The organism is Amycolatopsis sp. EV170708-02-1 (genome assembly GCF_022479115.1).
Classification (GTDB): domain Bacteria; phylum Actinomycetota; class Actinomycetes; order Mycobacteriales; family Pseudonocardiaceae; genus Amycolatopsis.
In genome coordinates this window covers 173,802-200,649 of sequence record NZ_CP092497.1, presented here as the reverse complement: position 1 = coordinate 200,649, position 26,848 = coordinate 173,802, and the positions used below count along the sequence as shown (strand labels likewise).

Annotated in this window: 13 protein-coding genes and 2 pseudogenes; 10 read left to right on the top strand and 5 right to left on the bottom strand. The window is 71.5% G+C overall.

The genetic code is table 11. The annotated features are described in order from the left end of the window. Positions 1–30: 30 nt before the first annotated feature. Together MJQ72_RS00805 and MJQ72_RS00800 are read left to right on the top strand one after the other, a co-directional pair. The gene (locus MJQ72_RS00805) at positions 31–4,035 is read left to right on the top strand and encodes a DPP IV N-terminal domain-containing protein (protein WP_240597071.1); all 4,005 of its coding nucleotides are present in this window, start codon (positions 31–33) and stop codon (positions 4,033–4,035) included. Positions 4,036–4,338: 303 nt separating this feature from the next. After that, positions 4,339–5,703, top strand: coding sequence for a hypothetical protein (locus tag MJQ72_RS00800; protein ID WP_240597070.1), 1,365 nt, complete (start codon positions 4,339–4,341; stop codon positions 5,701–5,703). Here the strand turns inward: MJQ72_RS00800 and MJQ72_RS00795 are convergent. From MJQ72_RS00795 to MJQ72_RS00785, 3 genes and pseudogenes are all read right to left on the bottom strand, one after another. Then, a pseudogene (locus tag MJQ72_RS00795) lies at positions 5,664–6,286 on the bottom strand (response regulator transcription factor). The gene MJQ72_RS00800 and the pseudogene MJQ72_RS00795 sit on opposite strands and share 40 nt — an antisense overlap. Positions 6,287–6,385: 99 nt before the next feature. Continuing rightward, complete coding sequence (locus tag MJQ72_RS00790) at positions 6,386–7,036, bottom strand: response regulator transcription factor (protein ID WP_240597069.1); 651 nt, start codon at positions 7,034–7,036, stop codon at positions 6,386–6,388. A 5-nt stretch (positions 7,037–7,041) separates the two neighbouring features. Continuing rightward, positions 7,042–7,719: a sensor histidine kinase gene (locus MJQ72_RS00785; RefSeq protein ID WP_240597068.1), complete on the bottom strand. Its 678-nt coding sequence runs from the start codon at positions 7,717–7,719 to the stop codon at positions 7,042–7,044. A gap of 409 nt (positions 7,720–8,128) precedes the next feature. On the opposite strand from MJQ72_RS00785, the gene MJQ72_RS00780 reads away from it, so the two are divergent. The 3 genes from MJQ72_RS00780 to MJQ72_RS00770 all read left to right on the top strand — a co-directional run bounded on the left by MJQ72_RS00780 (position 8,129) and on the right by MJQ72_RS00770 (position 10,558). Further along, entirely contained in the window at positions 8,129–8,461 is a 333-nt protein-coding gene (locus MJQ72_RS00780; protein WP_240597067.1) for a hypothetical protein, read from the top strand. Then, positions 8,437–8,895 carry a hypothetical protein gene (locus MJQ72_RS00775; protein WP_240597066.1) on the top strand — a complete coding sequence of 153 codons (459 nt, stop codon included), beginning with the start codon at positions 8,437–8,439 and terminating at the stop codon, positions 8,893–8,895. Before MJQ72_RS00780 ends, MJQ72_RS00775 begins: the two co-directional genes overlap by 25 nt. Positions 8,896–9,358: 463 nt before the next feature. Continuing rightward, entirely contained in the window at positions 9,359–10,558 is a 1,200-nt protein-coding gene (locus MJQ72_RS00770) for an NAD(P)/FAD-dependent oxidoreductase (RefSeq protein ID WP_240597065.1), read from the top strand. Between the two features lie 18 nt (positions 10,559–10,576). Here MJQ72_RS00770 and MJQ72_RS00765 read toward each other — a convergent pair whose 3' ends face one another. Next, a complete protein-coding gene (locus MJQ72_RS00765) occupies positions 10,577–11,377 on the bottom strand; it encodes an SAM-dependent methyltransferase (RefSeq protein WP_240597064.1) in 801 nt (266 codons plus the stop codon). A gap of 296 nt (positions 11,378–11,673) precedes the next feature. Between MJQ72_RS00765 and MJQ72_RS00760 the strand changes: the two genes are divergently transcribed. Continuing rightward, positions 11,674–12,459, top strand: a complete 786-nt coding sequence (locus MJQ72_RS00760; RefSeq protein WP_240597063.1) for a trypsin-like serine protease — start codon at positions 11,674–11,676, stop codon at positions 12,457–12,459. 104 nt (positions 12,460–12,563) lie between these two features. Here the strand turns inward: MJQ72_RS00760 and MJQ72_RS00755 are convergent, their stop codons facing one another. Beyond that, positions 12,564–13,541: a hypothetical protein gene (locus MJQ72_RS00755; RefSeq protein WP_240597062.1), complete on the bottom strand. Its 978-nt coding sequence runs from the start codon at positions 13,539–13,541 to the stop codon at positions 12,564–12,566. Between the two features lie 1,000 nt (positions 13,542–14,541). On the opposite strand from MJQ72_RS00755, the pseudogene MJQ72_RS44980 reads away from it, so the two are divergent. The 4 genes and pseudogenes from MJQ72_RS44980 to MJQ72_RS00735 form a co-directional block, all read left to right on the top strand. Next, positions 14,542–15,521, top strand: a pseudogene (locus MJQ72_RS44980) (AMP-binding protein); the annotation flags it as partial. A 3-nt stretch (positions 15,522–15,524) separates the two neighbouring features. Next, positions 15,525–17,969, top strand: a complete 2,445-nt coding sequence (locus MJQ72_RS00745) for a beta-ketoacyl synthase N-terminal-like domain-containing protein (RefSeq protein WP_396427035.1) — start codon at positions 15,525–15,527, stop codon at positions 17,967–17,969. Then, complete coding sequence (locus tag MJQ72_RS00740) at positions 17,966–21,421, top strand: acyl carrier protein (RefSeq protein WP_240597060.1); 3,456 nt, start codon at positions 17,966–17,968, stop codon at positions 21,419–21,421. Before MJQ72_RS00745 ends, MJQ72_RS00740 begins: the two co-directional genes overlap by 4 nt. Positions 21,422–21,431: 10 nt before the next feature. Then, positions 21,432–26,759, top strand: a complete 5,328-nt coding sequence (locus tag MJQ72_RS00735; RefSeq protein WP_240597059.1) for a type I polyketide synthase — start codon at positions 21,432–21,434, stop codon at positions 26,757–26,759. Positions 26,760–26,848: the final 89 nt, after the last annotated feature.

The following is a 26,848-nucleotide window of genomic DNA, read 5'->3' as shown; positions in this document are numbered from 1 at the left end:
ATCCCTCAGCCACCCCCGAGGAAGGACCGGATGACCATGCGCCCGAACCGAGCGGTGGCGGCGATCGTGTTCGTCGCGGTGCTGGGCGGAGCGGCGATCACCGGGGTGCTCGCGCCGACCGCGGCGCAGCAGCCCGCGCCTCCCGCCGCGCCGTACCGCGTCGGCTACGTCAGCGCCGCGACCACGGGTTTGGTCCAGGCCACCGGCGACGCCTTGCCCCCGGGCGCCGGGGGCGTCGATTCCGACGCGTCCGCGGGCAAAGGCGGCCTGGCGTGGGTGAGCAAACGGGCCGTCCGCGACGGTGCCGAACGCGACGGCGAGATCTGGTACCTGCGGGACGGCACCCGGGTGCCGGTGCGCCTGACCGACGACGCGACCGCCGACACACGTCCGGCGTTGTCGCCCGACGGTTCGTCGATCGCGTTCGTCTCGGAACGTACGGGCAGCAAGGACATCTTCGTGATCGGCGTGGACGGACGAGGGCTCCGCCAAGTGACCTCCGGACCGGCCGCCGACGATTCGCCGAGCTGGTCGCCCGACGGCGGCCGTCTCGTGTTCAGCGGGACCGGCGAGGATCCGGCCGGCGACCTCTACACCGTGCCGTCCGGCGGCGGTGCGCCGACGCGCCTGACCAACGACCCCGGTGCCGACACCGAGCCCGCCTGGGCCCCCACCGGTTCCCGGATCGCGTTCACCACCACCAGGTTCGACCCGGCCGGGGACGTCGTGGTCATGGCCGAAACCGGTGGCGCGGTCACCCGGGCGGTCCCAGAGCCCGGCGACTCGTCCGAGCCCGCGTGGTCGCCGGACGGCGCGCGGCTGGCCTTCACCACCCGGCAACCGGATCCGCTCGGTGACGTCAAACAGGTCGCGGGCGGTCAGGTCTCGGTGATCTCCGCGCTGTCCGGCGTCGGCGAGACCGAACCGACCTTCCGTGCCGACGGGCAGCCGGTGTTCACCCGGCTCCACGGTGGCGCCACCACCGACATCTGGAGCTCGGACGCGCGCGGCGGCGACCGCCGCGACCTCACGAACCGGCCGGACGCGGACGAAGCCGATCCCGCTTTCTCCCCGGACGGGACTTCGCTGGCCTACACGGAATTCGGCACCGGCGAGAGCCGGAACAGTCAGGTCGTCGTGGCGAACGCCGACGGCGACGCACCGCGACCGCTGACCGCGGCCGAGCGCGGCAAACGGGAACGCCACCCGGCCTGGTCGCCGGACGCGACGAAGATCGCGTTCACCCGGACCGTGTCGAGCGGCGAGGGTTCCGACAGCTTCGTGCGGATCGTGCGCGTCGCGGACGGCCGTCCGCTCGGTGACATCCCGATCCCGGCACACCTGCGCGGTGACGACTCACAGCCGGTGTGGTCGGCGGACGGGACGAAGATCACGCTCACCCGCGCGGCCACCCGGATCGGGCCGCCGGGACCGTCCAGAGTGGACCCCGCGGTGGTGGACGTCCCGGTCGGGCGCGGCGGTTCGGCGCGGATCGGCAAGACGGTGGAGACCGACCGGATCCGGTCCCTGCCGGACGTCGTCCTGCTGATGGACCAGACCGGCTCCATGGGCGGGGTGATCGAGGACGTCAAGACGAACCTCGGCGCGGTCATCGACAGCGTGCGGGAGCGGGAGAAGGAAGCGAACTTCGCCGTCGTGGCCTTCGGCGACGCGAAAGACCCGGCCCCGCGGCCGTTCCACGTTCAGCAGCCGCTGACCCCGGCGGGTACCGACGCCGAGCGGAAACTGCTGTCCGACGCGTTCGCCCGGATCAAGTCGGACGGCGGCGGAGACACCGCCGAGGACTGGCTTCTGGCCTTGCGGAAGATCGCGACCGGAGCCATCACCTTCCGCCCGGGCAGCAGCCGGGTCATCGTCCTGGTCGGTGACGCGGCGAGCCACGAGACCCCACCGGACACCCGGGCGGAGGTGATCGCCGCCTTGAACGCGGCGAAGATCAGCGTGGTGGCCGTTCCCGCGGTCACCGGCGGGCCGAGCACGGATCCCGACCGTGGCCTCGACGCGCGGGGACAGGCGACCGCGATCACCAGCGCCACCAACGGTGTGCTCACGCCCGGCACCGACCCCGGCCGGATCTCGGAGGCGATCATCGCGGGAATCGGTGACCTCCCGGTCAGCGTCCAGCCGGTGAGCTTCTGCGATCCGGGCCTGACGATGACGTTCGATCCCGCGGGCCCGCAAAGCGTTCCAGGCGGCGCGAAGGCGCGGTTCACCGAAACGGCGACGGTGTCCCAGACGGCCGCGCTGGGTTCTTTCCTGCGTTGCCGCGTGGAGTTCCGGTTGAACGGGGAAACCACCGTGCGGCCGGGTTACACCGAGAACGTCACCGTGCGTGTCAAGGATCCGGCTCTGCCACTGATCACGCTGCACGACCGGACGGTGACCGGGACCGGCCCGATGGTGATCGAGTACCCCGCGACCGCGGTGGACGTGGACGGGAGCAGGCTCGAGCCGAGCTGCGTTCCCTTGTCCGGAAGCCTGTTCCCGGTCGGTGCCACCACGGTGGCATGCACGGCGAGAGGAAAGAACGGTACCGCCGTCGAGACCGCGGTCATGGCCGTCGCCCCGCCCGGCGAAGACCGGCGGAGGCAGTTGTGGCAGGTCACCCTGACCCAGCCTTCGCCGGACGTCGTCGTGCCGGGAGACCAGCGTGACCTTTCGTCGTTGTTCGGCCCCGGTTGCGGCACCGGCGAAGAAGGCGCGGCGGACGTCTCGCCGGACGGGGCCACCCTCGCGTTCCAGAGCGGCTACGGGCTGGTCTGCGTGGCTCCCGCCGACGGGGGTGCGGCCCGGATCCTGGTGCAGCGCACGGGATACGTCGACGATCCGGCCTGGTCGCCGGACGGCGGGCTCGTCGCGTACACGAACTCGCCGAGCGAGGATCCGCCACGGATCGCGGTCGTTCCGTTCACCGGCGGCGACGGCCGGATCCTGATCGACGGCCCCGGTGGCGCCTCGCAGCCCACGTTCCAGCGGATCCCCGACCTCGCCGTGAGCACGAGCGCCGTACCCGCCGCGATCCCGTTCGAGGGGCTCACCACGGTCGAATTCGTCGTCACCAACCGCGGCGCGACCGCGTCGCCCGTGGTGGGGCTGTTCGTCCGGCTGACGGCCGGATTGCGGCCGTCGGCCGCAATCCCCACCAAGGGCACCTGTACGCCCGAGCTGGTGTGCGCGTTCGGCACCCTGGTGCCGGGCGAGGAGGTGCGGGTGCGGTTCGGCGCGACCGGCCTGGCAGCCGGGGCACAGGCGGCGACCGGAACGGCCACCACGACCGCCCCGGACGCCGACACACGGGACAACTCCGCGACCGCGGTCGTGACGGTCGGCGAAAAACCGGCGCCGCCGGTGACGCCCGGATCCCTGTCGGTCGGGATGTCGGTCTCGGCGGTCCCGCTGTTCACCGGCGGCGACGACGTGGTGCTGACCTACTTGGTGCACAACGGTTCCCAGGCCGCGATGCCGGCCGTCCGGCTCGTGACCCAGCTGCCGCCCGGGCTTCCCGCGACTTCGGCCGCGCCCGGCTGTGTGCCCGGTGGCGGAAGCTGCGCGCTCGGGACGCTGGGGCCGGGACAGACGGTCGCGGTCCGGATCTCGTTGGCCGCGAAGGCCGCTTTCGAAGGCCAGGTGTCCGGAACGGTGAGCACGACCGGACCGGACAACAACGCCGCGGACAACACGGCGAACGCGCGTGTGGTGGTCCGGCAGCCGGTGGTCGAGCTGGATCCGAAGATCGGCACCCTCGGCTTCGTCCCGCGGGTGCGGGGAACGGATTTCCCGCCGGGCGCGGTGGTCCGGCTGGCCTGGTCGGCGGGCATCTCCGCACCGGGACTGGTCACCGTCGGCGCCGACGGAAGATTCGAGGCCCGCTTCCTGATCTTCCACCACGACCTGATCGGCCCGCGCACGGTGAACGTGACCTCGGTGGGCGGCGTGAAATTCGGGACGGTGGGGTCGAATCCGATCCTGGTGGTGCTCCGCACCCAGCAACCCCCGTTCATCACCCGAGGCTGAGTTTCTGTGGGGTCACGATCGCCCGCCGCCTGGGCTGAAGGCTCCTTTCGTCGCATCAGACGCGGCGAAGGGAGCTTTTAGCCACCACCCGCCCCGCACACGGCACGGTTGACCTTCTCCTTGAGGTTCTGGCATGTCGCGAAAGCCACTTTCGCGACGCGTCGGCCACTCCGCACACCAGGCCGGCAACAGAGCCCGCCAGCAGGCCGAGGAGGCCACTGCCCCTATGGGCAACGACCGGCGCACGGCCGCACACCCGTCCGCTGGTGCCGATCGCGGCGACGGACGCGCAGACTTCCGGGTATGGGAGCAACGGCGACGCTGTCGGAGTCGGGCCTGGTCGCGGAACCGGGCCAGGAGATCAGCTGCTCGGTGACCGTTCGCAACGCCGGCCGGGTGGTCGATCAGTTCGCGATCGAAGTGGTCGGCGACCCGGGTGCCTGGGCCACCGCGGAACCGGCGACGGTGAACCTGCTGCCGGGGGAGACGGGCACGGTCGTCGTCCGGTTCGCGCCGCCACGGTCGTCCGACGTCCGGGCGGGGCTGATTCCCTTCGGTGTCAGGGTTTTCTCGAGCGAGGACCCGGCAGGGTCGGTGGTCGAGGAGGGCACCCTCCAGCTCGGCGCGTTCACCGAGGTGACCGCCGAAGTCGTCCCGGCGAAGGTGGAGGCCGGTGCCAAGGCCGATTTCGAGGTGGCGGTCGACAACCGCGGCAACCACCCGGTCGCCATCGAACTGAGCGCCCTCGACCCCGAGGACGAGCTCGACTTCGAGCTCGAACGGAACCGGGCCGATCTCGCGCCGGGCACCGCCGCGTTCATCCGTCTGCGGACCCGGCCGCGGAAACGGTTCCTGCGCGGGCAACCTGTCCGTCATCGCTTCCAGGTGTTCGTCGTCGCCGACGATGCCGAACCGCTCAAAACCGAAGGCACCATGGTGCAGCGGCAGTTGCTGCCGAAGTGGCTGCTGCCGGCGCTGGCCGCGTTGCTGGTGCTGCTGCTGGCCTTGGTGACACTGTGGTTCACCGTGCTGAGGCCCGCGGTGAAGTCGGCCGCCCGTGAAGCCGCTCAGGAGCAGAACCAGGAGGTGATCAAGGCCGCGCAGGAGGCCGGCGGTGCCGCGGGGGAGGCGAAGAAGGAGGCCGATCAGGCCAAACAGAACTCCGAAGACGCGATGAAGGCCGTCGGGCTGACCCCGCCTCCGGACGGCGCGCCTCCCGGCCCCAGGGCGTCGAACGGTGTCCCCAACCCGGCGGGCAACGCCAACGGGACACCGACCGACTTCCGGGTGGCGGCGGACGCGGCCGTCGACTCGAACGTCAACCGCTTCGCCGAATTCCCCTACGCCATGCCGGACGCCACGAAAACGCTGGTCGTCACCGACCTCATCCTGCAGAACCCGCGTGGTGACAACGGAACCCTGCGGCTGTTGCGGGACGCCGGAGGCACCAAGACCGTCCTGCTGGAAGTCGGCCTCGCGAACTTCCGCGACCTCGACCACCACTGGTTGCAGGCATGGCGGTTCGCCCCTGGGGAGAAGATCGTCCTCGCGGTCAGCTGCCAGACACCGGGAGGCGGCGGCCGGTGCACGCCGTCGGTCTCCTTCTCGGGCGGATCGAATAGACCGGATCAGATCAATCCCTCGCGCAAGGCGAATGCGACGGCGTGAGCGCGGTTGCGGAGCTGGAAACGGTTGGTGATGTCATGCAGGATCGATTTCACCGTCCGCTCGGAATAGCTCAGCCGGTCGGCGATCTCCTTCGTCTCGAACCCGTCGGCGACCATCCGCAGCACCGTGGTCTCGCGGTGCGACATCCCGGCCAGATCCCAGCCGTTCGGTTTCAGCACGTCACGCTGCAGCCGGGACACCCGGGACAGCAGACGGCCGAGCAGGTCCGGCGGCAGCGCGCCTTCCCCGGCGGCCGCGGCCTTCACCAGCCGCACCAGGGTGTCGGGGTGGCGTCGGCCCGCCGGATGATCGCGGAGACACCGTTGCCCACCACGTCCAGCAATTCCGAGTCGTCCACCTCCCCGGCGACCAGGACGACCCCGGCGCAGCCGGCGCAATGGAGGCTGCGCAGCAACTGCCGTGCCTCCTCGTTCAGGCGTTCGACGATGACCAGTACGACGGCCGGCTCGTCGGTGTCGTCGGCGAAGCGGATCTCAGGGCGTGCGCGCAGCGCGGCGGTGACCCCCGCGTGCGTGATGGTGTCGGTGGCATGGAGCAGCACCGGGATCTGGTCGACGAGCATCGATGAACCCCTCCCGCGAACGGCGTTTCGTCCTTCACCAGGATCGTGCGGACGGGGTTTCGCCAACAGGGATCCGGAGTCCCGATATGTCCCGCTTTGCTACTCCGATCGAGCGACGCCCGCCTTCCTGATCTTGGCGATGGCCTGGGCCCGGTCGGTGACCTGGAGCTTGCGGAAGATGTGGGACACATGGTTCCGCACGGTTTTCGGGCTGAGCACCAGCTGGTCGGCGATGGAGGCGTTCCCCATGCCCTGCGCGATGAGCCGCATGATCTCCCGTTCACGCGCGGTCAGCTTCGGAAAGGACTCGTCGCGCGGGGATTCCGTGCCCAGCAGGGAAAGCACCTGGGTCGCGATCGCCGGGCTGAAGATCGCCTCGCCGTCGCCGATCACCCGTACCGCGCGGACGACCTGCTCGTTGCGCGCCCCCTTGAGCAGGTAGCCGCGCGCACCCGCGCGCATGGCGGCGAACACCGCGGCTTCGTTCTCGAACATGGTCAGCATGAGCACGCCGGTGTGCGGGCAGGCCTTCACGATCCGTCGGGTCGCCTCGACGCCGTCGAGGTCCGGGAGGTTCAGGTCCATCAGGATGACGTCGGGCTCCAGCCTGCCCGCTTCCGCGACGGCGGTGCGGCCGTCGGCGGCCTGCCCGGCGACCTCGATGCCGTGGGTGCCGTCGAGCATCGCGCAGATGGCCGCCCGGAAGGCGGGATGGTCGTCCACCACGAGGACACGGAGGGGCGGGAACATCGCGCTCACTCCTGGGTCGCGAGCGGCAGCCAGGCGGCGATCCGGGTCCCGCCCGAGGGCACCGGCTCGATCACGCAGCCGCCGCCGAGGTCGACGGCGTGTTCCCGCATCGAACGCAGCCCGGTCCCGCCGACGACGGGGGGCGCCTCGCCGCTCGTGCCGACCCCGTCGTCGACGATCTCCACGCGCAGATCGCCGTCCAGCGGCCAGAGGCGCACCGCGCATTGCCGGGCGCCGGAATGGCGGGCGATGTTCACGAGTGCCTCGCGGATGATCCGGTACGCGGTGACCTCCACCTCGGTCGACAGCGGCGGCAGCTCGCGGCGGACCTCCACGGTCACCGCGAGCGGACCGTGTTCGGCGGGTACCCGGTCGGCGAGCATCCCGGCGTACCGGCGCACGGCCGTGACGAGCCCCGCTTCGTCGAGCGCGGGCGGGCGCGCGTCGGTCACGATGCGGCGCAGTTCGGTGATGGCGCCGTGGAGTTCTTCCTCGAGCCGGCACAGGAGACGCTCGGCCCCGGCCCGGTCACGGACGATCAGGTCACGGGCCGCCCGCAAGCCGAGCACGGCCATGGCGAGTGTCGGTCCGACGCCGTCGTGGAGGTCGTTGAGCACCGTCCGGAGCCGGTCTTCGTACCCGGCAGGATGAACGACGTCGGTGACGACGAATGTCCGGCGCATCTTCTCCCCCGTCGGGCGGCATGAGCCGGCTCCCCTGGTGTCCGGGGAACCGGTTCTCGCAGGTGGCGCGGCTCGGTTGGGCGTAGCGTTCTGGTCACTCGCTGTTCTAGTCGCGCGACCCGGTCCCGATGTTTCCCCGTCCGCCGCCGGTTCAGGTAACGGTTTGGAGCCGATGCGGACGGCGGCCTCCGGCAGTCAGCACCCGCCCAGCGGCGAATGCCGTAATAGGGGTTCGAGAATTTGGGTCATCAAATGAGGGTGCGTGCTGCGAAGTATGATGCGCGCGAGTGAATTTTCTCGACAGTGGACGAGACCGTGAAGGACAATCGGATCCGCGCGGCACCCTGCGAACAATTTCCGTCTGTTGCGCTCAGTTCCCTGCTCCCATCATTTGGCGAAAAGGAAACCCATGCATGACGATGATGAACCGGTAGGCCGGGTGCTCGGCAGGCGGCAGGCATTGATTCTGCTCGGCGCCGCCGGTGCGACACTCGCCGCCGCCGGCTCCGCCACGGCGAGCGCCACCACCTCCACCGCGGGCACGCCCGAGGTTTGCACGCTGGATTGCGTGGTCAAGCCGGAGCAGATGGAGGGTCCGTATTTCGTCGACGAACGGCTGAATCGCTCCGATATCCGCAGTGAGCCGTCCACTGGACAACTGGTTCCCGGCACCGCGCTGGTAATCAATTTCACCATTCAGCAGGTTCGCCAGCAGCAGTGCACGCCACTGCCGGGGCGATGATCGACCTCTGGCAGTGCGACGCGTTCGGGCTGTACTCCGACATTCCGTCCCAGGGAAGCCGCGGCCGCCGTTTCCTGCGCGGTTATCAGAACACCGACCAGGCGGGCACGGCCCGGTTCACCACCATTCTTCCCGGCTGGTACACCGGACGCACGCTGCATATCCACGTCAAAATACGCACCACCGGCACCAACGGCAGGCCGTACGAGTTCACCTCGCAGCTTTACTTCACGCCCGAGTTCGGCGCGGCCTATCTGCGGACCGATCCGTACCGGCGGAAAGGCCCGGCCGACACGACCAACAACCGGGACTCGATCTACCGCAACGGCGGATCCCAAATGCTGCTGCGCCCGCAGCAGAGCGGAACCGGCTACGTGGCGGACTTCGCCATCGGGCTCGACCTGTCGAACACCCAGGTCGGCCGTCCCGACTAGGCCGACCGCCGTCGAGTGACCCGACTCGGGCCGAAGGCTCCCTTCGCCGCATCAGACGCGGCGAAGGGAGCCTTCGGCCCGCGACTGTGTGGATTTCGGGGCGTTGGATGACCGGAAATCCACACGGTCCCCGCGTGACAGGACCGGTCACGACGGGGTGTGTGGAGCTAGAGACGGTGAACGTCCCTGTTTCCACACGGTGACAAGCAGATGCCACCAGTCACGCGGAGTGGCTACGGGGGCGATGTTGGGGGCGTCGGCACTAACACCGTCACCCGCTGGACCAGCTTCGATCGGGTAACTCCTGCCTGCGGACTTGACCGCCGACGAGAATAAGACCAAACTTCATTGGCGAAAAGGGGTCATCACGACGAACGACCCGGAGCAGGCGAAGCGGCCGGTGCACGGAGCGGTCGCGACCGGGGGCGGCCGACCTGTAGCCCGACCATTGAGGAGCTGACCAGTGGAATCGCCGACGTTTGTGGTCATCGGCGCCGGCCTTGCCGGTGCGAAGGCCGCGGAAGCCTTACGCGACAAGGGATTTGACGGGCGGATCGTGCTGCTCGGCGAGGAAGCGCACCGTCCGTACGAACGGCCGCCGCTCTCGAAGGACATGCTCACCGGGAAGGCCGGGTCCGACAGCGCCTTCGTGCACGACGAGGGTTGGTACTCCGGCCACGAGGTCGACCTGCGGCTCGGCGCCCGTGTCACCGCGATCCATCGCGCCGCCCACGAGGTCGAGCTCGCCGACGGCACCCGGGTCGGCTACAGCAAGCTGCTGCTGGCGACGGGCGCCGAACCTCGCGTCCTGCCGGGTGCGGAGGACGCGCTCACGCTGCGCCGCCTCGGCGACTCCGAGCGGCTGCGGCAGGTACTGGCGAGCGGATCCCGGCTCGCCGTGGTCGGCGCCGGGTGGATCGGTCTCGAAGCCGCGGCGGCGGCCAGGCAGGCCGGTCTCGACGTGACGGTGCTGGAGGCACTCGAGCTGCCACTGCTGCCCGTGCTGGGGCCCGACGCGGCCAAGGTGTTCGCGGACCTGCACCTCGCACACGGCGTCGACCTGCGGCTCGGGGTCAAGGTGACCGAAACGGGCGCGAGGCACGTCCGGCTCGCCGACGGCACACGGGTCGACGCCGACGCCGTTCTCGTCGGGATCGGCGCGGTCCCGAACACCGCACTGGCCGAAGCCGCCGGGCTGACGGTGGACAACGGGGTCCGCGTCGACGCCCACCTGCGCACCGGCGACCCGGACATCTTCGCCGCCGGGGACGTCGCCAACGCCGATCACCCGTTCCTCGGCCGCCCGGTCCGGGTGGAGCACTGGGCGAACGCGCTCAAGCAGCCGGCCGTCGCGGCCGCCGGGATGCTCGGCAAGGACGAAACCTACGACGAACTGCCCTACTTCTTCACCGACCAGTACGACCTCGGGATGGAGTACCTCGGCCACAACGCCGGTCACGACCGTGTCGTCTTCCGCGGCGACGTCGAGGCCCGGGAGTTCATCGCCTTCTGGCTCAAGGAAGACCGGGTGCTGGCGGGGATGAACGTCAACGTCTGGGACGTCACCGACCCGATCAAGGCCTTGATCCGCGGCGGACGGCCGGTGAACCCGGAGAGGCTCGCCGACACCTCGGTGCCACTCGCGGAGGTCGTCGCCGGCTGACCGGGCGGGCCGGGTTTCTCAGACCTTGCGTCCGACGCCGGCGTAGACGTCGTCCGGCTCGACGTCGCGGAGGCCCGGTTCCGCGTGCCACAGCGGCGCGCTCACGACACCGGGTTCGACCAGGTCGAGTCCGTCGAAGAGGGCGGCGACCTCCGCGTAGGGGCGGAAGTACATGGGGTCTCGGCTGTTCTTCATCGCCTCGGTGACCGCCGCCATCGCCTCGGGCGCGTGGTCGGCGGTCAGATGCGAGAGCGCCACCAGGCTGCCGGGCGGCAGCGTCTCGCGGTACCGGGCGACGATCTCGGCGGGTCGCAGACTGTCCGGGATGAAGTGGAACACGGCCACCATGAGCAGCCCGATCGGCCGATCGAAGTCCAGCATTTCCCGCGCCGCCGGGGAGTTCAGTACCTCCTCTGGCCGGCAGAGGTCCGCCTCGACGACGGCGGCGTTCGGATTTTCGCCGAGGATGAGGCGGCTGTGGGCCACGGCGACCTTGTCGTAGTCGACGTAGACCACCTTGCAGCCGGGGTCCATGTCCTGCGCGATCTCGTGCACGTTGCCGACGGTCGGGATCCCGGAGCCCAGATCGAGGAACTGGGTGATGCCGTGGGAGACCATGTATCGCACGGCTCGGCGGAGGAACGCCCGGTTGGACGCGGCGACCCGGCGCCCGGACGGCAGGACGGCCACGACCTTTTCCCCGACGGCGCGATCGGCGTCGAAGTTGTGGCTGCCGCCGAGCAGCCAGTCGTAGACCCGGGCCGCGCTGGGCAAGCGGACGTCGACACCCTCCGGAACCCGTTCACCCTGCACGGACACCCTGCACCTCATAACGCGTCGACCGGCGGAACCCCTGTTGTCACAAGCACCGTACCGACTTCGGTGCCGCTGGCAAACCGTCGGTCGGGGCCTTTTGCCAGGGGTCGTTACCTTTTTCGCGGATCCGGACAGGCTCGTGTCTCGACGATGATCGCCGCCACCGATCGAGTGGCGCGGTCACGCTGGGTCGGCCATTCGGCCGATGGGGACCCGGCCGATGAGCCGATCCAGCGGTGATCACCACCCCATAGTGTGACGACTGTCAGTAATTCGTCGTCTACGGGGAGATCACGATAATGCTTCGCAAAACAGGGGTACTGGCGGTCGGGCTGGCCGCGGCGGGAGCGATGCTGATCCCGGGGGTCGCTTCGGCGGCCGGCGGGCCGACGCCCTTCGTCATCGGCGGGCACGACGCCACCGAGGACTACTCGTTCATGGTGTCGCTGCAGCAGGGCGGCGACCATTTCTGCGGTGGTTCGCTGATCAGCGAGAACTGGGTGGTGACCGCGGCGCATTGCGTGAAGGGGGCGCAGCCGGGGGAGATCAGGACCAGGATCGGGGCGCGGCAACACAACAGCGGGGGCACCGAGACCGGCGTCAGCCGGATCATCGTGCACCCGGACTTCGTCGGGCAGAACCCGCCGGGCGGGGACATCGCGTTGGTGCGGCTGGACAAACCGGTGACCGAGAAGCCGATCAAGATCGCCGAGGCGGTGGGCGACGCGGGGACGGCGACCCGGATCCTCGGCTGGGGTGAGCACTGCGCCGACCAGACCTGCGGGGCGCCGGAGATCCTCCAGGAGCTGGACACCAAGGTGCGGCCGGCGGAGGACTGCCGCAATCTGGCCGCGGGCAAGGAGATCTGCACCGGCTCCGACACGCCGGACGCGATGGGCTGCTACGGCGACTCGGGCGGCCCGCAGATCAAGGGCAGGCCGGGCGAGTGGGAACTGGTCGGTGCCACCAGCCGCGACGGTGACGCGGATCCGAAGTGCGCCAGCGGCCTGGGCATCTGGACCGATGTGACGGTGTACCGGGACTGGATCGCCGAGCAGCAGGCGAGTCACCCGAGCGTGGCCTGACGCACGTAGGTCCACAGTGGACATGTGGCGGCTGGGACGGTCGCAGGGCGAGGACGGCACGCGGCCGTCCTCGCCCGTTCGCTATGAACCGGTGCCCAGGCCCGTCACCGGGGCGCGAGCTCCGCCAAAGACGAGAGCGGTGCCTTGTGCAGGTTCGAGATGATGTTCCTCGGCTTGTCCGCCGCCTTGCTGTAGTAGTGCGCGCCGGACTCGAACGCCAGGTAGACGTTGCTGCCGTAGACGGTCAGCCCCTCGGACATGCTCGGCGCGCGGAAGCAGTGCTTCTTGGCCGTGTCCAGGTCCTTGTCGCCGGCACCGCGCCGGACGACATAGATGTTGCTGCGGTTGTTCCTGCCGTGCGACGTGCTGTAGATGAACAGGTCCTTGGTGACGATGAGGCCCTGCGTCTTCGTCGGCACCTCCCACGATCCCGGCCGGTAGCTCAGCTTGCCGTCGGAGCCGACCGTGTACGAGTGCATCAGCCCGCGCTTGGCGTCCTCGAACTTCCCCGCCCACAGCGTGTTCGTCGGGCCGTGGCTGGTGAGGAACGAGGAGGCGTAGACGGTCTGCGCCGTCCCCTCCTGCTCGATGGGCAGCGACTTCTTGATCGCGTTCTTCAGCTTCGCCAGCGAGTACTTGCGGATCGTGTCGCCCTTGCCGGAGACGAACGCCCAGCCCTGCTTCTCGAACACGGCGATCCCGCCGACGTGCGAGTACGCGAGCAGCGCCTGGCCGACCTGCTTGCCGGTCTTGGCGTCGATGCCGATGATGATCGCGCTGCGGTGGCCCGACTCGTACGAGGTGACCAGGATCAGGTCGTTCGAACCGTCCCAGTTCGACCAGGTTGCCGTGCCCTGCGGGATGTTGGTCTCCAGCGCGGGGACGGGGTGACTCTTGCCGAACCGGTTGTCGTAGGCGTAAGAGGCGGATTCCCCGTGGTAGAAGGGCCCGTCCTTGCCGCTGGACTTCGTGTCACAGGTGATGGCCGCGGCCTCAGCGGAGGCGCTGCCCACCACCGTCAGGCCGAGCAGGAGCGTGCTCGCCGCGGCGGTGATCGTCGCCTTCTTGAGTAGCGTCTTCATTCGTTCCCTTGTAGTCGTCGTACGTCCAGTTCTCAACTTGGACTCGCCGGAGGCGCGTGTGGTTCCGGCGACTCACGTCCTTTCCCGCCGAACCGACACGGCGGCGGGGGAGCGGTCGGCGCCGGGCATCGCCGACGATGCCGCGCGGTGGATCGCTTGAGGAGTAAGGCACGGTTTCGGACCGGCGGCCGGCATGAGTCCGCGAAGTGTCCGCAAGGGACAGTTCATCCTCGATGAGCTGCCGTGATGTCCGCTTCTTGTCGGGGGTCCTGAGTGAAAGAGAGCGTTGGAACGATCATTGCCACTCACGACCCCGGTGCAAAGCGCTCAAATCGGGCATCGGGGAGGGTTCTTCGTGGATGCGAGCCGATCATGCCGGATTCACCTTGACTCTCAAGGGGGCGGCCAAGGGCTCCGCGAGCCAGTGCCGTCAAGGCCTTCGGGAGATCCATCGGCCGGGCGTTCGCCGCCCTGCCGCGCATCGAAGCCCGCCCCGCCGGAGACAGCTCGGCCGCTGATCGCCAACGGCGTCGTCGATCGGCTCAGGGAGCCGGGCTCGTCCATTGCCGCGCGATGTGCGACGACCGCACCTTGCCGCGAGCAAGGGTGAATTCTTACTCGTTCCGGGGGTGGTTCGCATTTCTGAATCGATTGTGGAAAATTGTCCACTTTGTTTTCGTGAATACATTCCCGGGCATAGTGTCGGTTAATATCCGACCATTACCGAAGGTGATCAACCGAGTGTCGATGGTGGCCGGCGGGGTTCGCCGCGAAAGCCGTCAGGGACGGCGATTGGACTGGAAGACGTGGATAACTGCGTCTTGTGGTCCAAGATCAATGCGCCATTCGGACCAAATAGACGGAAATCGTATTCCTCGTCGCGGCCGGTCGTCTTAACCTTGCGTAATTCTTCACCTGCACGGTCACTGGGGAGCAAGATGAAGTCCACGCCGTTGTTGTCGCGCGCCCGAAAAGCCTCGGAGCGACTGCTCGACGCCCGATGAGACAAGACGGCTGCGTCGGCCGATTCGCTGTGCTCGCCCGGCGATCGCCCGGCCGGATCGCGGTCTTCGAACACGGCACCGTGCTCACCTACGCCGGGCTCGCCGGGCTCGCGGGCGGCCACGCGCTGCGGTTGCGCGACGCCGGTGTCCGGCCGGGGGAGCGGGTCGGGCTCGTCACCCGGCACGGCGGTGCCGCGATCGCGGCGATCCTCGGCACCCTCGCCGCGGGCTGCACCTACGTCCCGCTGGACCCGACCTTCCCCGGGAGCGTCTCGACCACCAGCTCGCGGCCGCGAGGGTGACCGCCGTGCTCGCGGATCCGGACCACGCAGAGCTCGCGGAGTCCTTGTGCCGCACCGGATCCGCGCGGCTCGTGCGGTCGGGCACGGAGACCGCGCGGCTCCCGGTGCCCGAGCCCGATCCGGACAGCCCGGCGTACGTGCTGTTCACCTCCGGATCCACCGGCAGGCCGAAGGCCGTCGCGCAGACCCATCGCAACCTCCTGCACGTCGTCGACAACCAGATCACCGCGCTCGGTATCACCTCGGCCGATCGGCTCAGCCTGCTCGCGTCGTTCGGTTTCGACGCGGCGATCCCGGACCTCTACCCGGCCCTGCTCAGCGGCGCCGCGCTCATACCGGTCGACCTGCGCGCGCACGGCCTCGCCCACGCCGCGCGCGAGCTGGCCCGGCACGAGGTGACCGTCTACCACTCGACGCCCACGGTCTACCGGCACCTGCTCGACGTCCTCGACGAGACCGGCCTACCGTCCGTGCGGACCGTGCTGCTCGGCGGCGAGCAGGCGACCCACGCCGATGTCCGCCGCGGCCGGTTCGCGCCGGACTGCGTGTTCGTCAACGGTTACGGCGCCACCGAGGTGACCTTCGCCGCGCACTACCGGACGACCGCCGCCGAGCTGGGCCCGGACGCCGACGGGCCGCTGCCGATCGGGCGGGCGCTGCCCGGATTCACGCTCACCGTGCTGGACAGCGGCGAGATCGAGGTGCGCGGGCGGCACCTCGTCGACGGTTACCTCGACCAGCCGAGCCCGGCGTTCGGGGTGACGGCCGACGGCGGCCGCCGCTACCGGACCGGCGACCTCGGACGGTTGCTGCCGGACGGCAATCTCGTCTGCCTCGGCAGGCTCGACCGGCAGGTCAAGGTCCGCGGCTTCCGGGTGGAGCTGACCGAGATCGAGGCACGGCTCGCCGAACAGCCCGGCGTGGCCGAGGCGCGCGCGATCGTGCGCGACGGCGACCTGCTCGCCTATGTGACCGCGGACGGTCCGCGTCCGGACGGTCGGGTACTGCGCGCCGCGCTGGCGGACGTCCTGCCCGCCTCTTCGGTCCCCGCCGCCGTCGCGGTGCTGGACGGTTTTCCGCTGACCGTCACCGGGAAACTCTACGAGCTGGCGCTTCCGGACCCGCGGACGATCACGACCGTGCCGTCCGAGCGGCTGACCCCGGCCGAGGAACGCGTGCACCGGATCTGGTGCACGGTGCTGGGCCGTGACCGCGTCGGGCGCGCCGAGGCGTTCTTCGACGCCGGCGGCGACTCGCTGCGGCTCGGCCGGGTGCAGGCGGGGCTGGCCGACGAGTTCGGGGTGGACGTCCCGCTGCTCGCCCTGTTCGAGCGTACGACGATCGCCGGGCAGGCCGCCTGGCTCACGGAGTCCACTTCGGACACCCGGCAGCCGGTCGCCGCGGAGGAACAGACCGGGGACCTCATCGCCGTCGTCGGGCTGGCCTGCCGGTTCCCCGGCGCGCCGGACGCCGCCTCGTTCTGGTGGAACCTCTGCGCGGGCGTCGACTCGATCCACGACCACACCGACGAAGAGCTGGCGGCGCTGGGCATCGGGCCGGGCCTGCGGGCCGACCCGGCGTACGTACGGTCGGGCGGCCGGATCGAGGGTGTCGAGGAGTTCGACGCCGGGTTCTTCGGGTTCACCGCCGACGAGGCCGCGCGGACCGATCCGCAGCACCGGCTGTTCCTCGAAACCGCGTGGCAGGCACTGGAGGACGCGGGACGTGATCCCGCCGCCGAGACCGGGCCGGTCGGGGTCTTCACGTCCACCTCGGTGAACCGCTACTTCCTGTTCCACCTGTTCGGCAACCCGGCGGTGACCGGCGACGTCGACCCGGACGACTGGGAGGGGCGGCTGCCCGGCCGCCAGCTCACCGACCATCTGCCCGGCCAGGTCGCGTACCGGCTCGGGCTGACCGGGCCGGCGGTGGCCGTGCAGAGCGCGTGCTCCAGCTCGCTCGCGGCGGTGGCGCTGGCCGCGCAGAGCCTCCTGGACTACCGGTGCGACGTCGCGCTGGCCGGCGGGGCGAGCGTGACGTGGCCGCGCTACCGCAGTGGCGGGCTCGTCTCGCCGGACGGCCGGTGCCGCGCGTTCGACGTCGCCGCGGCGGGCGCCGGGTTCGGCTCGGGCGCCGGGGCCGTCGTGCTGCGGCGGCTGGCGGACGCGCTCGCCGACCGCGACCACGTCTACGCCGTGCTGCCCGGCTGGGCGATCACGAACGACGGCCCGGACCGCGCGGGTTACGCCGTGCCGGGACCGGCCGGGCAGGCGTCCGCGGTGGCCGAGGCGCTCGCCGTCGCGGACGTCGCCCCGGACGAGGTCGCGCTGCTCGAAGCCCACGGCAGCGGCACCCCGCTCGGCGACGCGATCGAGGTGGCCGCGCTCAACCGCGTCTACCGGGACGTGCCGCCGGAAACGTGCGCGCTGGGTTCGGTGAAGACGAACATCGGGCACCTCGACGCGGCGTCCGGTATCGCCGGGCTGATCAAGGCCGTGCTGTCCGTGCGGCACGGCGTCATCCCGCCGAACCTGCACTTCACGGCCCCGCACCCGGAGGTCGATCTGGCGGGCGGCCCCTGGTACGTCCCGGCGAAGGCCGCCGACTGGCCCGCCCGCGAGCGGCGGGTGGCCGGGGTCAGCTCGTTCGGCATGGGCGGCACGAACGTGCACGTGATCGTGGAGGAGGCCCCCGCCGTCCCGCCACGGCCGGAGGCGCGCGGCCCGTTCGTCCTGCCGGTTTCCGCGCGTGACGCGAAGGCGTTGCGCGAGGCGGTTTCCCGGCTGCGTGACCGGCTCGCCACGGACGCGCCGGACCTCGGGGACGTGGCGTACACGCTTTCCGTCCGGCGGGCGTTCGCGTGCCGGGCCGCCGTGGTGGCGGATTCGGCCGCGTCGGCGGTCGCCGCGCTCGACGCGGTGCTGGCGAACGGAACCGACGTCGAAGGCCCGGCCGGGACGGAGCGGGAGCTGGCCGCCCATTGGGCCGGGGGCGGCGAGATCGAGTGGGGCGCGGGCGGCGAACCCGGCCGTGTCCCGTTGCCGGGCTATCCGTTCCAGCGCGAGCGGCACTGGATCGAACCACGGCCTCAGCACACGACCGACCAGGAGATCCCTCGGTGACCGACACCTTGCCCGTCGCGGGTGGCCATGGCCCGCCACTGTCCTATCCGGACACGACGCTCAGCGGGCTGATCCTCGCCCAGGCCGCGCGCACGCCCGATGCCGTCGCCGTCCGGCAAGGCGAAGCGCGGCTCACCTACCGCGAACTGATCGCGTCGGCGACCGGCGTCGCCCGGCTGCTGCGGGCCAGGGGTGCCGGGCCCGGCACCCGCGTCGGCGTCTGCGCCGACCGTCGGCCGGAGTTGATCTCGACCGTCGTGGGGGTTCTGCTGTCCGGCGCCGCCTATGTACCGCTCGAACCCGGCGGCCCGAAGGCGCGGCTGGCCGAAATCACCGAGGACGCCGAGATCTCCCTCGTCGTCGGTGATCGCGCGCGGGCCGAATTCGGTGCCAAGGGGGGCATCGAGGCGTTCGCTGTGCCACCGCCTTCGGAGGAACCCGTCGAATGCCCAGCCGGGCCGGACGACCTCGTCCACCTCCTCTACACCTCCGGCTCCACCGGCCGCCCCAAGGGCGTGCTGACCAGCCACCGCAACGTGGTCGCGTTCGTCACCGGGTTCGCCGCCGCGCTCGGGATCCGGCCCGGCGCCCGGGCGCTCGGCATCTCCTCGCCCGCCTTCGACGCCTTCACCATGGACGTGTTCGTCCCGCTGGCGCACGGCGGATCGGTCCAGCTCGCCGGCGCCGCCGACCGGGCCGACCCCGAACGGCTGCGGCGGTTCCTCGTCGACCACGACGTCGAATGGGGCTTCGTCACGCCGACGCTGCTGTCCATGGTGGACCCCGCGGCGGTTCCCGGCTGGCGCGTCATCGCCTGCGGTGGCGAGCCGGTGCCCGCGGAGCTCGCCGCGCGCTGGCTGCCGGGACGGCGGTTCTTCAACGCCTACGGTCCGACCGAGACCACCGTCGTGGTCGTCACCGACGAGGTCACCGGCATCCCCAGCGACCCGTTGCCGCTCGGCCGCCCGACGCCGAACCACCGGGCGTACGTCGTGGACGCCGGGCTGCGTCCGGTCGCGCCCGGCGAGATCGGCGAACTGCTCATCGGCGGGCCGGGCGTCGCGCACGGCTACCTCGGCAGCCCGGAGCTGACCGCCGCGAAGTTCGTCGACGACCCGGCCACGCCGGGAGAACGGCTCTACCGCACCGGAGACCTGGCCCGCGAGCTGCCCGACGGCCGCCTGGAGTTCCTCGGCCGCGCCGACCGGCAGGTGAAGGTCCGCGGCCAGCGGATCGAGCTGGGCGAGGTGGAGGCCGCGCTCACGACCCACCCGGACGTCGACGCCGCCGCCGTGGCGGCCGTCTCCGGTCCGGCGGGCACGCGGCTGGTGGCCTTCCTCGCGCCGGCGTCCGCACCGTCCGATGTGGACGAACTGGGCCGGGACCGGCTCACCGCGGCGATGCGCCCGGCCGCGATCCGGGTGCTCGATCGCCTGCCGGTCAACCCGCTCACCGGCAAGATCGACCGGCCCGCACTACGCGACCTGGCCGAAGCGGCACTGGCGGGCAAGCAAGACCTCGGCCCGCTCGGCACCCCGGCCGAACGCGCGGTCGCGGCCATCTGGCGGCGAGTGCTCGGCGACGGCGCGGGGACGGATTTCCTGGCCTCGGGCGGGAACTCGATCGCCGCGATGCGCCTGGTCGCGGCGCTGCGGACGGAGCTGGCCGCGGACGTCGCCACCGAGGACGTCCTGGCCGGTGGCACGCTCGACGGGCTCACCCGGCGGGTCGCGGCCGCGTCGCCGCTGACCGGCCAGGGGCTGACCACCGGGCACGCGCCCGCGCTGTCGCCGCAGCAGCGACGGCTGTGGTTCCTCGACCAGCTCGCCCCGGAGGCGGCGCCGTACAACATCGCGATGGCGTTCCGGCTGACCGGCCCGCTGGACGTCGACGCGCTGCGCCAAGCCTTGCGCGCGGTCGCCGAGCGGCATGACGTGCTCCGCTGGCGGATCCGGGCCGTCGACGGCGCGCCGGTGGCGGATCGCCTGCCGCCGTCGGACGTTCCGCTGCCGGTGGCGCCGGTGACCGAGGACGGTCTGAGGGCCCGGCTGGCCGCCGACGCCGCGACGCCCGTGCACGTCGACCGCGAGGCTCCTTGGCGCGTGCGGCTCTACCGGCTCGGCGAGTCGGAGCACGTGCTCGGCTTCACGCTGCATCACGCGGTGTTCGACGGCTGGTCGCAGGACCTGCTGTGCGCCGACCTGTCGGCGGCCTATCGGGGCGAAACGCTGCCGCCGCCGGTGGCGTCCTACGCGGACTACGCGGTGTGGCGGGCTGGCCGCGACGAACGCCGGGAAGCGGTGGATGTCGCCTGGTGGACCGAACATCTGGCCGGTGCACCGGCCACAATGGACCTTCCGAGGGACCGGCCGCGCCCGGCCGTGCAGACCTACCGGGGCGCGAGCCTGCGTCAGTCCTTTCCGGACGGTGCCGCCGAATCGGTGCGGGCACTGGCCGCCCGCACGGGCACGACCCGCGCCGGGGTGTTGCTCGCCGCGTTCGGCCAGCTGCTGCGGCGGCTCACCGGCGCGGCCGACCACCTGGTCGCCACGGTCGTCGCGGACCGGCAGCTCGCCGAATGCCAGGACGTCGCGGGGTTCTTCGTGGACATCGTGCCGGTGCGGCTGCGGGCCGACGACGCCGCGGCCTTCGCCACGCACGTCCGCGACGGCGGCGCGGAACTCCTCGCCGCGACCGCGCATCCGGCCGCGCCGGTCGAGCGGCTCGTCGAGGCGCTCGGCGTGCCCCGCGATCCCGCGCGCGCCCCGCTCGTGCAGGTGATGTTCAACGTCCTGAACTTCGCCGAGCCACGCCTGGACCTGCCCGGTGTGGCCTCGGCGTGGCTGCCGGTCGACAAGCCGGGGTCGCCGTTCGACCTCACGGTGTACGTCCACGACGACGGCGTCGAACTGCTGTACAACCCCGATCTGTTCGACCACGCCCGGATGGCCGGGCTCGCCGAGGACTACGTCGCCCTGCTCGGCGCGCTGGCCGCGGCGCCGGACGCGCCGGTCGGGACGAGCGTGCCGGAACTGCCGCGGGTGAGCGTCCGCACCGCCGCGCCGGCCGCGGCGACCCGCGTCCAAGCACGGCCGCCGTCGGTGGCCGCGGACCCGGCGGCGCTCGCCGCGACCGAGGCCGTGATCGCGCGCGCCTGGTGCGACGTCCTCGGCGTCGCCGAAGTGGGGCACACCGACAACTTCTTCGACGTGGGCGGCCATTCGCTCGCCCTCGCCCGGGTGCACGCCCAGGTCACCGACCGGCTCGGCCGCCGGATCCCGATGGTCGACCTGTTCACCCACCCCACCGTCCGCGCCCTCGCCGCGCACCTGCACTCCGGCGGCGCCGCCGTCCCGGAGCTGGCCCGTGCCGCCGAACGCGTCGCCGCCCGCCGCGGCCGCATCCAGACCAGAAGACCCCGTCGCACCGCCGGCCCGGCCGGCCCCGGATAGGAGCACCACCGTGACCCACCTCCCCGAAACCGGCACCGGCGATCCCGGAGCCGAACCGATCGCGATCGTCGGACTCGACGTGCGCGTGCCCGGCGCGCGTGACGCGCACCAGTTCTGGCGCAATCTCGTCGACGGTGTCGAGTCGATCGTGCCCGCCACCCGCGAGGAGATGATCGCCCGCGGCGCCGCGCCGGACACGGTGGACGATCCGAGCTGGGTGAACGCCACCGCCGTGGTCGACGGCTTCGACGAGTTCGACGCCGAACTGTTCGGTATGACCAGCCGCGAGGCCGAGATCACCGACCCGCAGCATCGGCTGTTCCTCCAGTCGTGCCACGCCGCGCTGACCGACGCGGGTTACGACCCGGCCCGCTTCGACGGCGCGATCGGCGTCTACGGCGGGTCGGGCGGCACCGGCTACCTGACCGAGAACCTGATGCGCAACGAGCGGCTCCTCGCCTCGCAGCACGGCGGGATCGGCATCTCGACCGGCAACCAGCCGAGCTACCTGACGACCTCGGTGTCGTACAAGCTCAACCTGCGCGGCCCGAGCCTCGCGGTGTTCACCGCCTGCTCGACGTCCCTGGTCGCGGTGCATCTCGCCTGCGAGGCGCTGCGCAACGGCGAGTGCGACATGGCGCTGGCGGGCGGGGTCAACGTGGAGATGCCGCACGGCGTCGGCTACATGGGCGTCGACGGTTTCACCTCGCCGGACGGCCACGTGCGCGCGTTCGACGCGGGCGCCAACGGCACGGTCTGGAGCAGCGGCGTCGGGGTCGTGCTGGTGAAGCGGCTGTCGCAGGCGATCGAGGACGGCGACCACATCCGCGGTGTCGTGCTGGGCAACGCGATCAACAACGACGGCGCCACCAAGGTCGGCTTCTCCGCGCCCAGCGTGTCCGGGCAGACGGAAGCGGTCGCGCAGGCCGTCGGCATGGCAGGCGTCGATCCGCGCACCATCGGCTACGTCGAGGCACACGGCACCGGCACCGCGCTGGGCGATCCGATCGAGATCACCGCACTGTCCACTGTGTACGGTGACCGGGTCACGGACACCGGCTGGTGCGCGATCGGCTCGGTGAAGTCCAACATCGGCCACCTGTCGCAGGCCGCGGGCGTGGTCGCGTTGATCAAGGCCGTCCTGGTCATGGAGCACGGGCTGATCCCGCCGACCATCAACTACCACGAACCCAACCCGGGGATCGACTTCCCGGCGACCCCGTTCTACCCGGCGCGCGAGGTGACGAAATGGGAGGCGGGCCGGGCGCCGCGACGGGCGGGCGTCAGCTCGTTCGGCGTCGGCGGCACCAACGCGCACGTCGTGCTGGAAGAGGCGCCGAGCCCGCAGCGGTCCCGGACACCGCGTCCGGCGCATCTGCTGCGGGTGTCGGCCAACACCGCGGAAGCGCTCTCGGCCGCGGTCGACCGGCTCGCCGACCGGCTGGCCGGGGACGTCGACCTCGATCTCGCCGACGTGGCGTACACCCTCGCCGCCGGGCGCACCGAGTACCCGCACCGCGCGGTCGTCGTCGCCCGTGACCCGGAGGACGCGGTCGACGGCCTGCGCGATCCCCGGCGTCTCGTGTCCGCGCGGGCCGGGGAGACGAACGTGGCGTTCCTCTTCCCCGGGCAGGGTTCCCAGTACGCCGGGATGGGCGCCGAGCTGTACGACGCCGAGCCGGTGTTCGCCGCGGCCGTCGACGAGTGCCTGCGGCTGCTCGAATCCGAGCTGCCGGAGCTACGCGAGCTGATCTTCGGGCGCGGCGGCGAGCAGGCGCTGCGGGAAACCCGCGTGACCCAGCCCGCGCTGTTCGTCGTCGAGTACGCGCTGGCGAAGCTGTGGCAGAGCTGGGGTGTGCGGCCAGCGGCGATGATCGGTCACTCGGTCGGCGAATACGTCGCCGCCACCGTCGCCGGGGTCTTCACCCTGCCGGACGCGCTGAACCTGGTCGCCACCCGCGGCCGCCTGATGCAGTCGATGCCCGCCGGGGCGATGCTGGCCGTCCAGCTCGACGAGGAGAGCGTCGCCTCGCGGCTGCCGGACACGCTCGCGATCGCCGGGGTGAACGGGCCCGGCACCTGCGTCGTGGCCGGGCCGTCGGAAGCGGTCGCGGAGTTCGCGGCGACGCTCAAGGCCAGCGGCGTGCAATGCCGCGAGCTGGTGACCTCGCACGCGTTCCACTCGCCGATGATGGACCCGATCCTCGCCGAGTTCACCGCGGCCGTCGCCGCCGTCGCGCGCACCGCGCCCGCGCTGCCGTTCCTGTCGAACGTCACCGGCGAGTGGATCACCGACGCGCAGGCCACCGACCCCGCCTACTGGGCCTCGCACCTGCGTCAGGCCGTCCGGTTCGGCGACTGCGTCAAGAACCTGTTCGCCCGCGGCGGACGGTGGGCGCTCGTCGAATGCGGCCCGGGTCATCAGCTGTCCGGGCTGTCCCGCGGCCAGGTGCCGAAGGGCATGCCCGCGCCGCAGCCGAGCCTGCCGGGCCGTACCGAGCGCATCGGCGACGTCGAAACGCTCTACGGCGCGGCCGGTCTCTTGTGGACGAACGGGGTTTCCCTGGAACCGCGGACGTTCGGCGCGCCCGGCCACCGGGTCCCGCTTCCCGGCTACCCGTACGCGCGCAAGCGGTACTGGGTCGACCCGGACCCGGTGACGGCCACCCAGCCCGTGCGGTCGAGTGGTCCGTTGCCGCTGCCCGAGTGGTTCGCGGTTCCCGCGTGGCGGCAGGCGGAACCGGACCTGAGACGCGAGCCGTTCGCGAACGCGCTCGTCTTCGCCGCCGAAGACGTCCTGCCCGCACTGCTGCGCGACGCGGGTGTGACGGTCACCGAGGTGCGGCCCGGCGACGCGTTCGCCGCGACGGAGACCGGCTTCACCGTCCGGCCCGGAGTGCGCGACGACTACGACGCGCTCGTCGCCGCGCTGCCCGCCCGGCCCGAGCGGGTCGTGCACGCCTGGACGATGGCCGGGGAAGAGCGCGGCATGGCCGCACAGGACCTCGGGTTCTTCAGCGTGCTGAACCTCGTCCAGGCCTGGGGCGAGCCGGTGCGGATCGACGTGGTGAGCACCGGCGCCGCCGACGTCACCGGAACCGATCTGACCCGGCCCGAGCACGCGACCCTCGCCGGTATCGCGCGGGTGGTGCCGCTGGAGATCGCGGGCACGGTGGTGCGCCGGATCGACGTGATCGACGCTGCCGACGTCATGGACGCCGTCGCCGAGCTGTTCCGCCCGGCCGACGCGGCGGCCGAGGTCGCGCTGCGGGCCGGTCGTCGCTGGGTGCTGGACTACACCCAGCTCGAACTGCCCGCGGCCGCCGAGCCGGTGCTGCGCGACGGCGGCCGGTACCTGATCACAGGCGGGACCGGCGGCATCGGCATCACGCTCGCCGAGGACCTCGCCCGCCGGGTGCGGGCGAAGCTCGTGCTGCTCACCCGCGCCGGGCTGCCGCCGCGGGCTGAGTGGGACGCGCACCTCGCCGCGCACGGCGGCACCGACCGCGCCGGGCGCGCGATGCTCGCCGTGCGGCGGATGGAGGCCGCGGGCGCGGTGGTGCACGTCGTCGCCGCCGACGTCACCGACGCGGCGCGCCTGCGCGAGGTGCGTGAGCTGGCCGAGCGCGAGTTCGGCGGTCTCGACGGGATCGTGCACGCCGCCGGGTTGCCCGGTGGTGGCGTCGCCGAGGTGAAGGAGCGGGCCGCGGCCGAGGCCGTGCTGGCCCCGAAGATCGCCGGGACGCTGGCGCTGGCCGAGGCGTTCGCCGACCTGCCGATGGATTTCGTCGCGCTGTGCTCGTCGATCACCGCGGTGGCGGGCGGTATCGGGCAGGTCGACTACTGCGCCGCCAACAACTTCCTCGACGCCTACGCGCGGGGCGGCCACGGCTGGCAGGCGCGGCTGGTCTCGCATGCCTGGGGTGGCTGGGACGAGGTCGGCATGGCCGCGGAGGTGGCCGCGCCGACCACGATCCGCACCGCCCGGTCGCGGGCGCTCGGCCCGGTCGAGCACCCCGTGCTCACCACGCGCACCGAGAACGGCGCGCACGGTCTCGTCTCGGCGGCCACGCACTGGCTGCTCGACGAGCACCGGATCGCCGGGGTGCCGGTGGTGCCGGGCACGGGACATCTCGAGACCGTCCGCGCGGCGGTGGCCGCGGCGCTGCCGAAGCCCGGTGAGGGACACGTCGTCGAACTGCGGGACGTCGTGTTCCTGGAGCCGTTCGGTGTCCCGGACGGCTCGACCGCGGAGTACCGCGTGGAGTTCGACGGCGACGAATTCACCGTGACCAGCCACGTCGCCGGCGCGAGCCGGACCCACGTGCGCGGGGCCGCGGGGTGGACGGCGGCCGAGGCGGTGTCCACTGTGGACATCGACGCGGTGACGGGGCGGACCGAGCCGATCGACGACGGGAACGGTTTCGGCACCGGCCGCACCAGCATGGTCACCTTCGGCCCGCGCTGGGCGGCGCTGCGCGAACACCGTATCGGCGCGCAGGAGGAGCTGGCCACGATCACGGCTCCCGGCGCGGCGGCGGGTGACCTCGGCGCATGGGGCCTGCATCCGGCACTGCTCGACGTGGCGACCGCGTTCGGCCGCGGCCGGGGGAGCGGCACCTACCTGCCGATGAGCTACGGCCGGATCGTCGTGCACGACGCGCTCCCGGCGAGTTTCCGCAGCCACCTGCGCTACCGCGACACCGGCGGCGACCAGGTGGTGGCGGCCGATCTGTCGCTGTGCGACGAGACCGGCCGAGTGCTCGTCACGATCGAGGACTTCGTGCTGCGGCAAGTGGATCAAGAGGCCGTCGGCGGCGGCCTGACCGCGACCTCAGCTGTGTCCACTGTGGACAAGACGTCGACCGGGATCCGGCCGGTGGACGGCGCCGAGGCGTTCGTCCGGGCGTTGTCGCCCGGTCTCGGCGGGCAGGTGGTGATCGCCACCCTGCCGGTGCGGGAGCTGATCGAGCGCCAGGTCGGCGCCGAAGAACTGGAGGAACCCGGCGAAACGCCGGTGACGGTTTCGGAGGACGACTACGTCGCCCCGCGCACCGACCTGGAGGCCGAGATCGCCCGCCAGTGGACCGAGCTGCTCGGCGTGGAGAAGATCGGCGTGCACGACGACTTCTTCGCCCTCGGCGGCAACTCGCTGGTCGCGATCCAGCTCATCGCCCAGGTGCGCAAGGCCACCGGCACACGGCTGGCGATGAAGACGCTGTTCGAAGCGTCCACAGTGGCCACCCTGGCCGAGCGGATCGAGGAGCTGCGCGCCGACAAGGCCGAGGCACCCGCCGAAGAACCCGCCCGGACCACCATCCCGAAGCTCGAGCGCTGAGCCGTGGGTGCGGTCTCGTGAGTGTTGAGGACGGTTAGAACCGTCCTCAGCACTCACGACCACCTGGACCGCCGCGGCACTTTCGCTTG

Bases quoted from the DNA above. Each gene is read 5' to 3' on its own strand.
- MJQ72_RS00790 (WP_240597069.1), bottom strand. From the start codon at position 7,036: ATGTTCCCGCCCCTCCGTGTCCTCGTGGTGGACGACCATCCCGCCTTC.
- MJQ72_RS00760 (WP_240597063.1), top strand. From the start codon at position 11,674: ATGCTTCGCAAAACAGGGGTACTGGCGGTCGGGCTGGCCGCGGCGGGA.
- MJQ72_RS00785 (WP_240597068.1), bottom strand. From the start codon at position 7,719: ATGCGCCGGACATTCGTCGTCACCGACGTCGTTCATCCTGCCGGGTAC.
- MJQ72_RS00755 (WP_240597062.1), bottom strand. From the start codon at position 13,541: ATGAAGACGCTACTCAAGAAGGCGACGATCACCGCCGCGGCGAGCACG.
- MJQ72_RS00800 (WP_240597070.1), top strand. From the start codon at position 4,339: ATGGGAGCAACGGCGACGCTGTCGGAGTCGGGCCTGGTCGCGGAACCG.
- MJQ72_RS00780 (WP_240597067.1), top strand. From the start codon at position 8,129: ATGCATGACGATGATGAACCGGTAGGCCGGGTGCTCGGCAGGCGGCAG.
- MJQ72_RS00805 (WP_240597071.1), top strand. From the start codon at position 31: ATGACCATGCGCCCGAACCGAGCGGTGGCGGCGATCGTGTTCGTCGCG.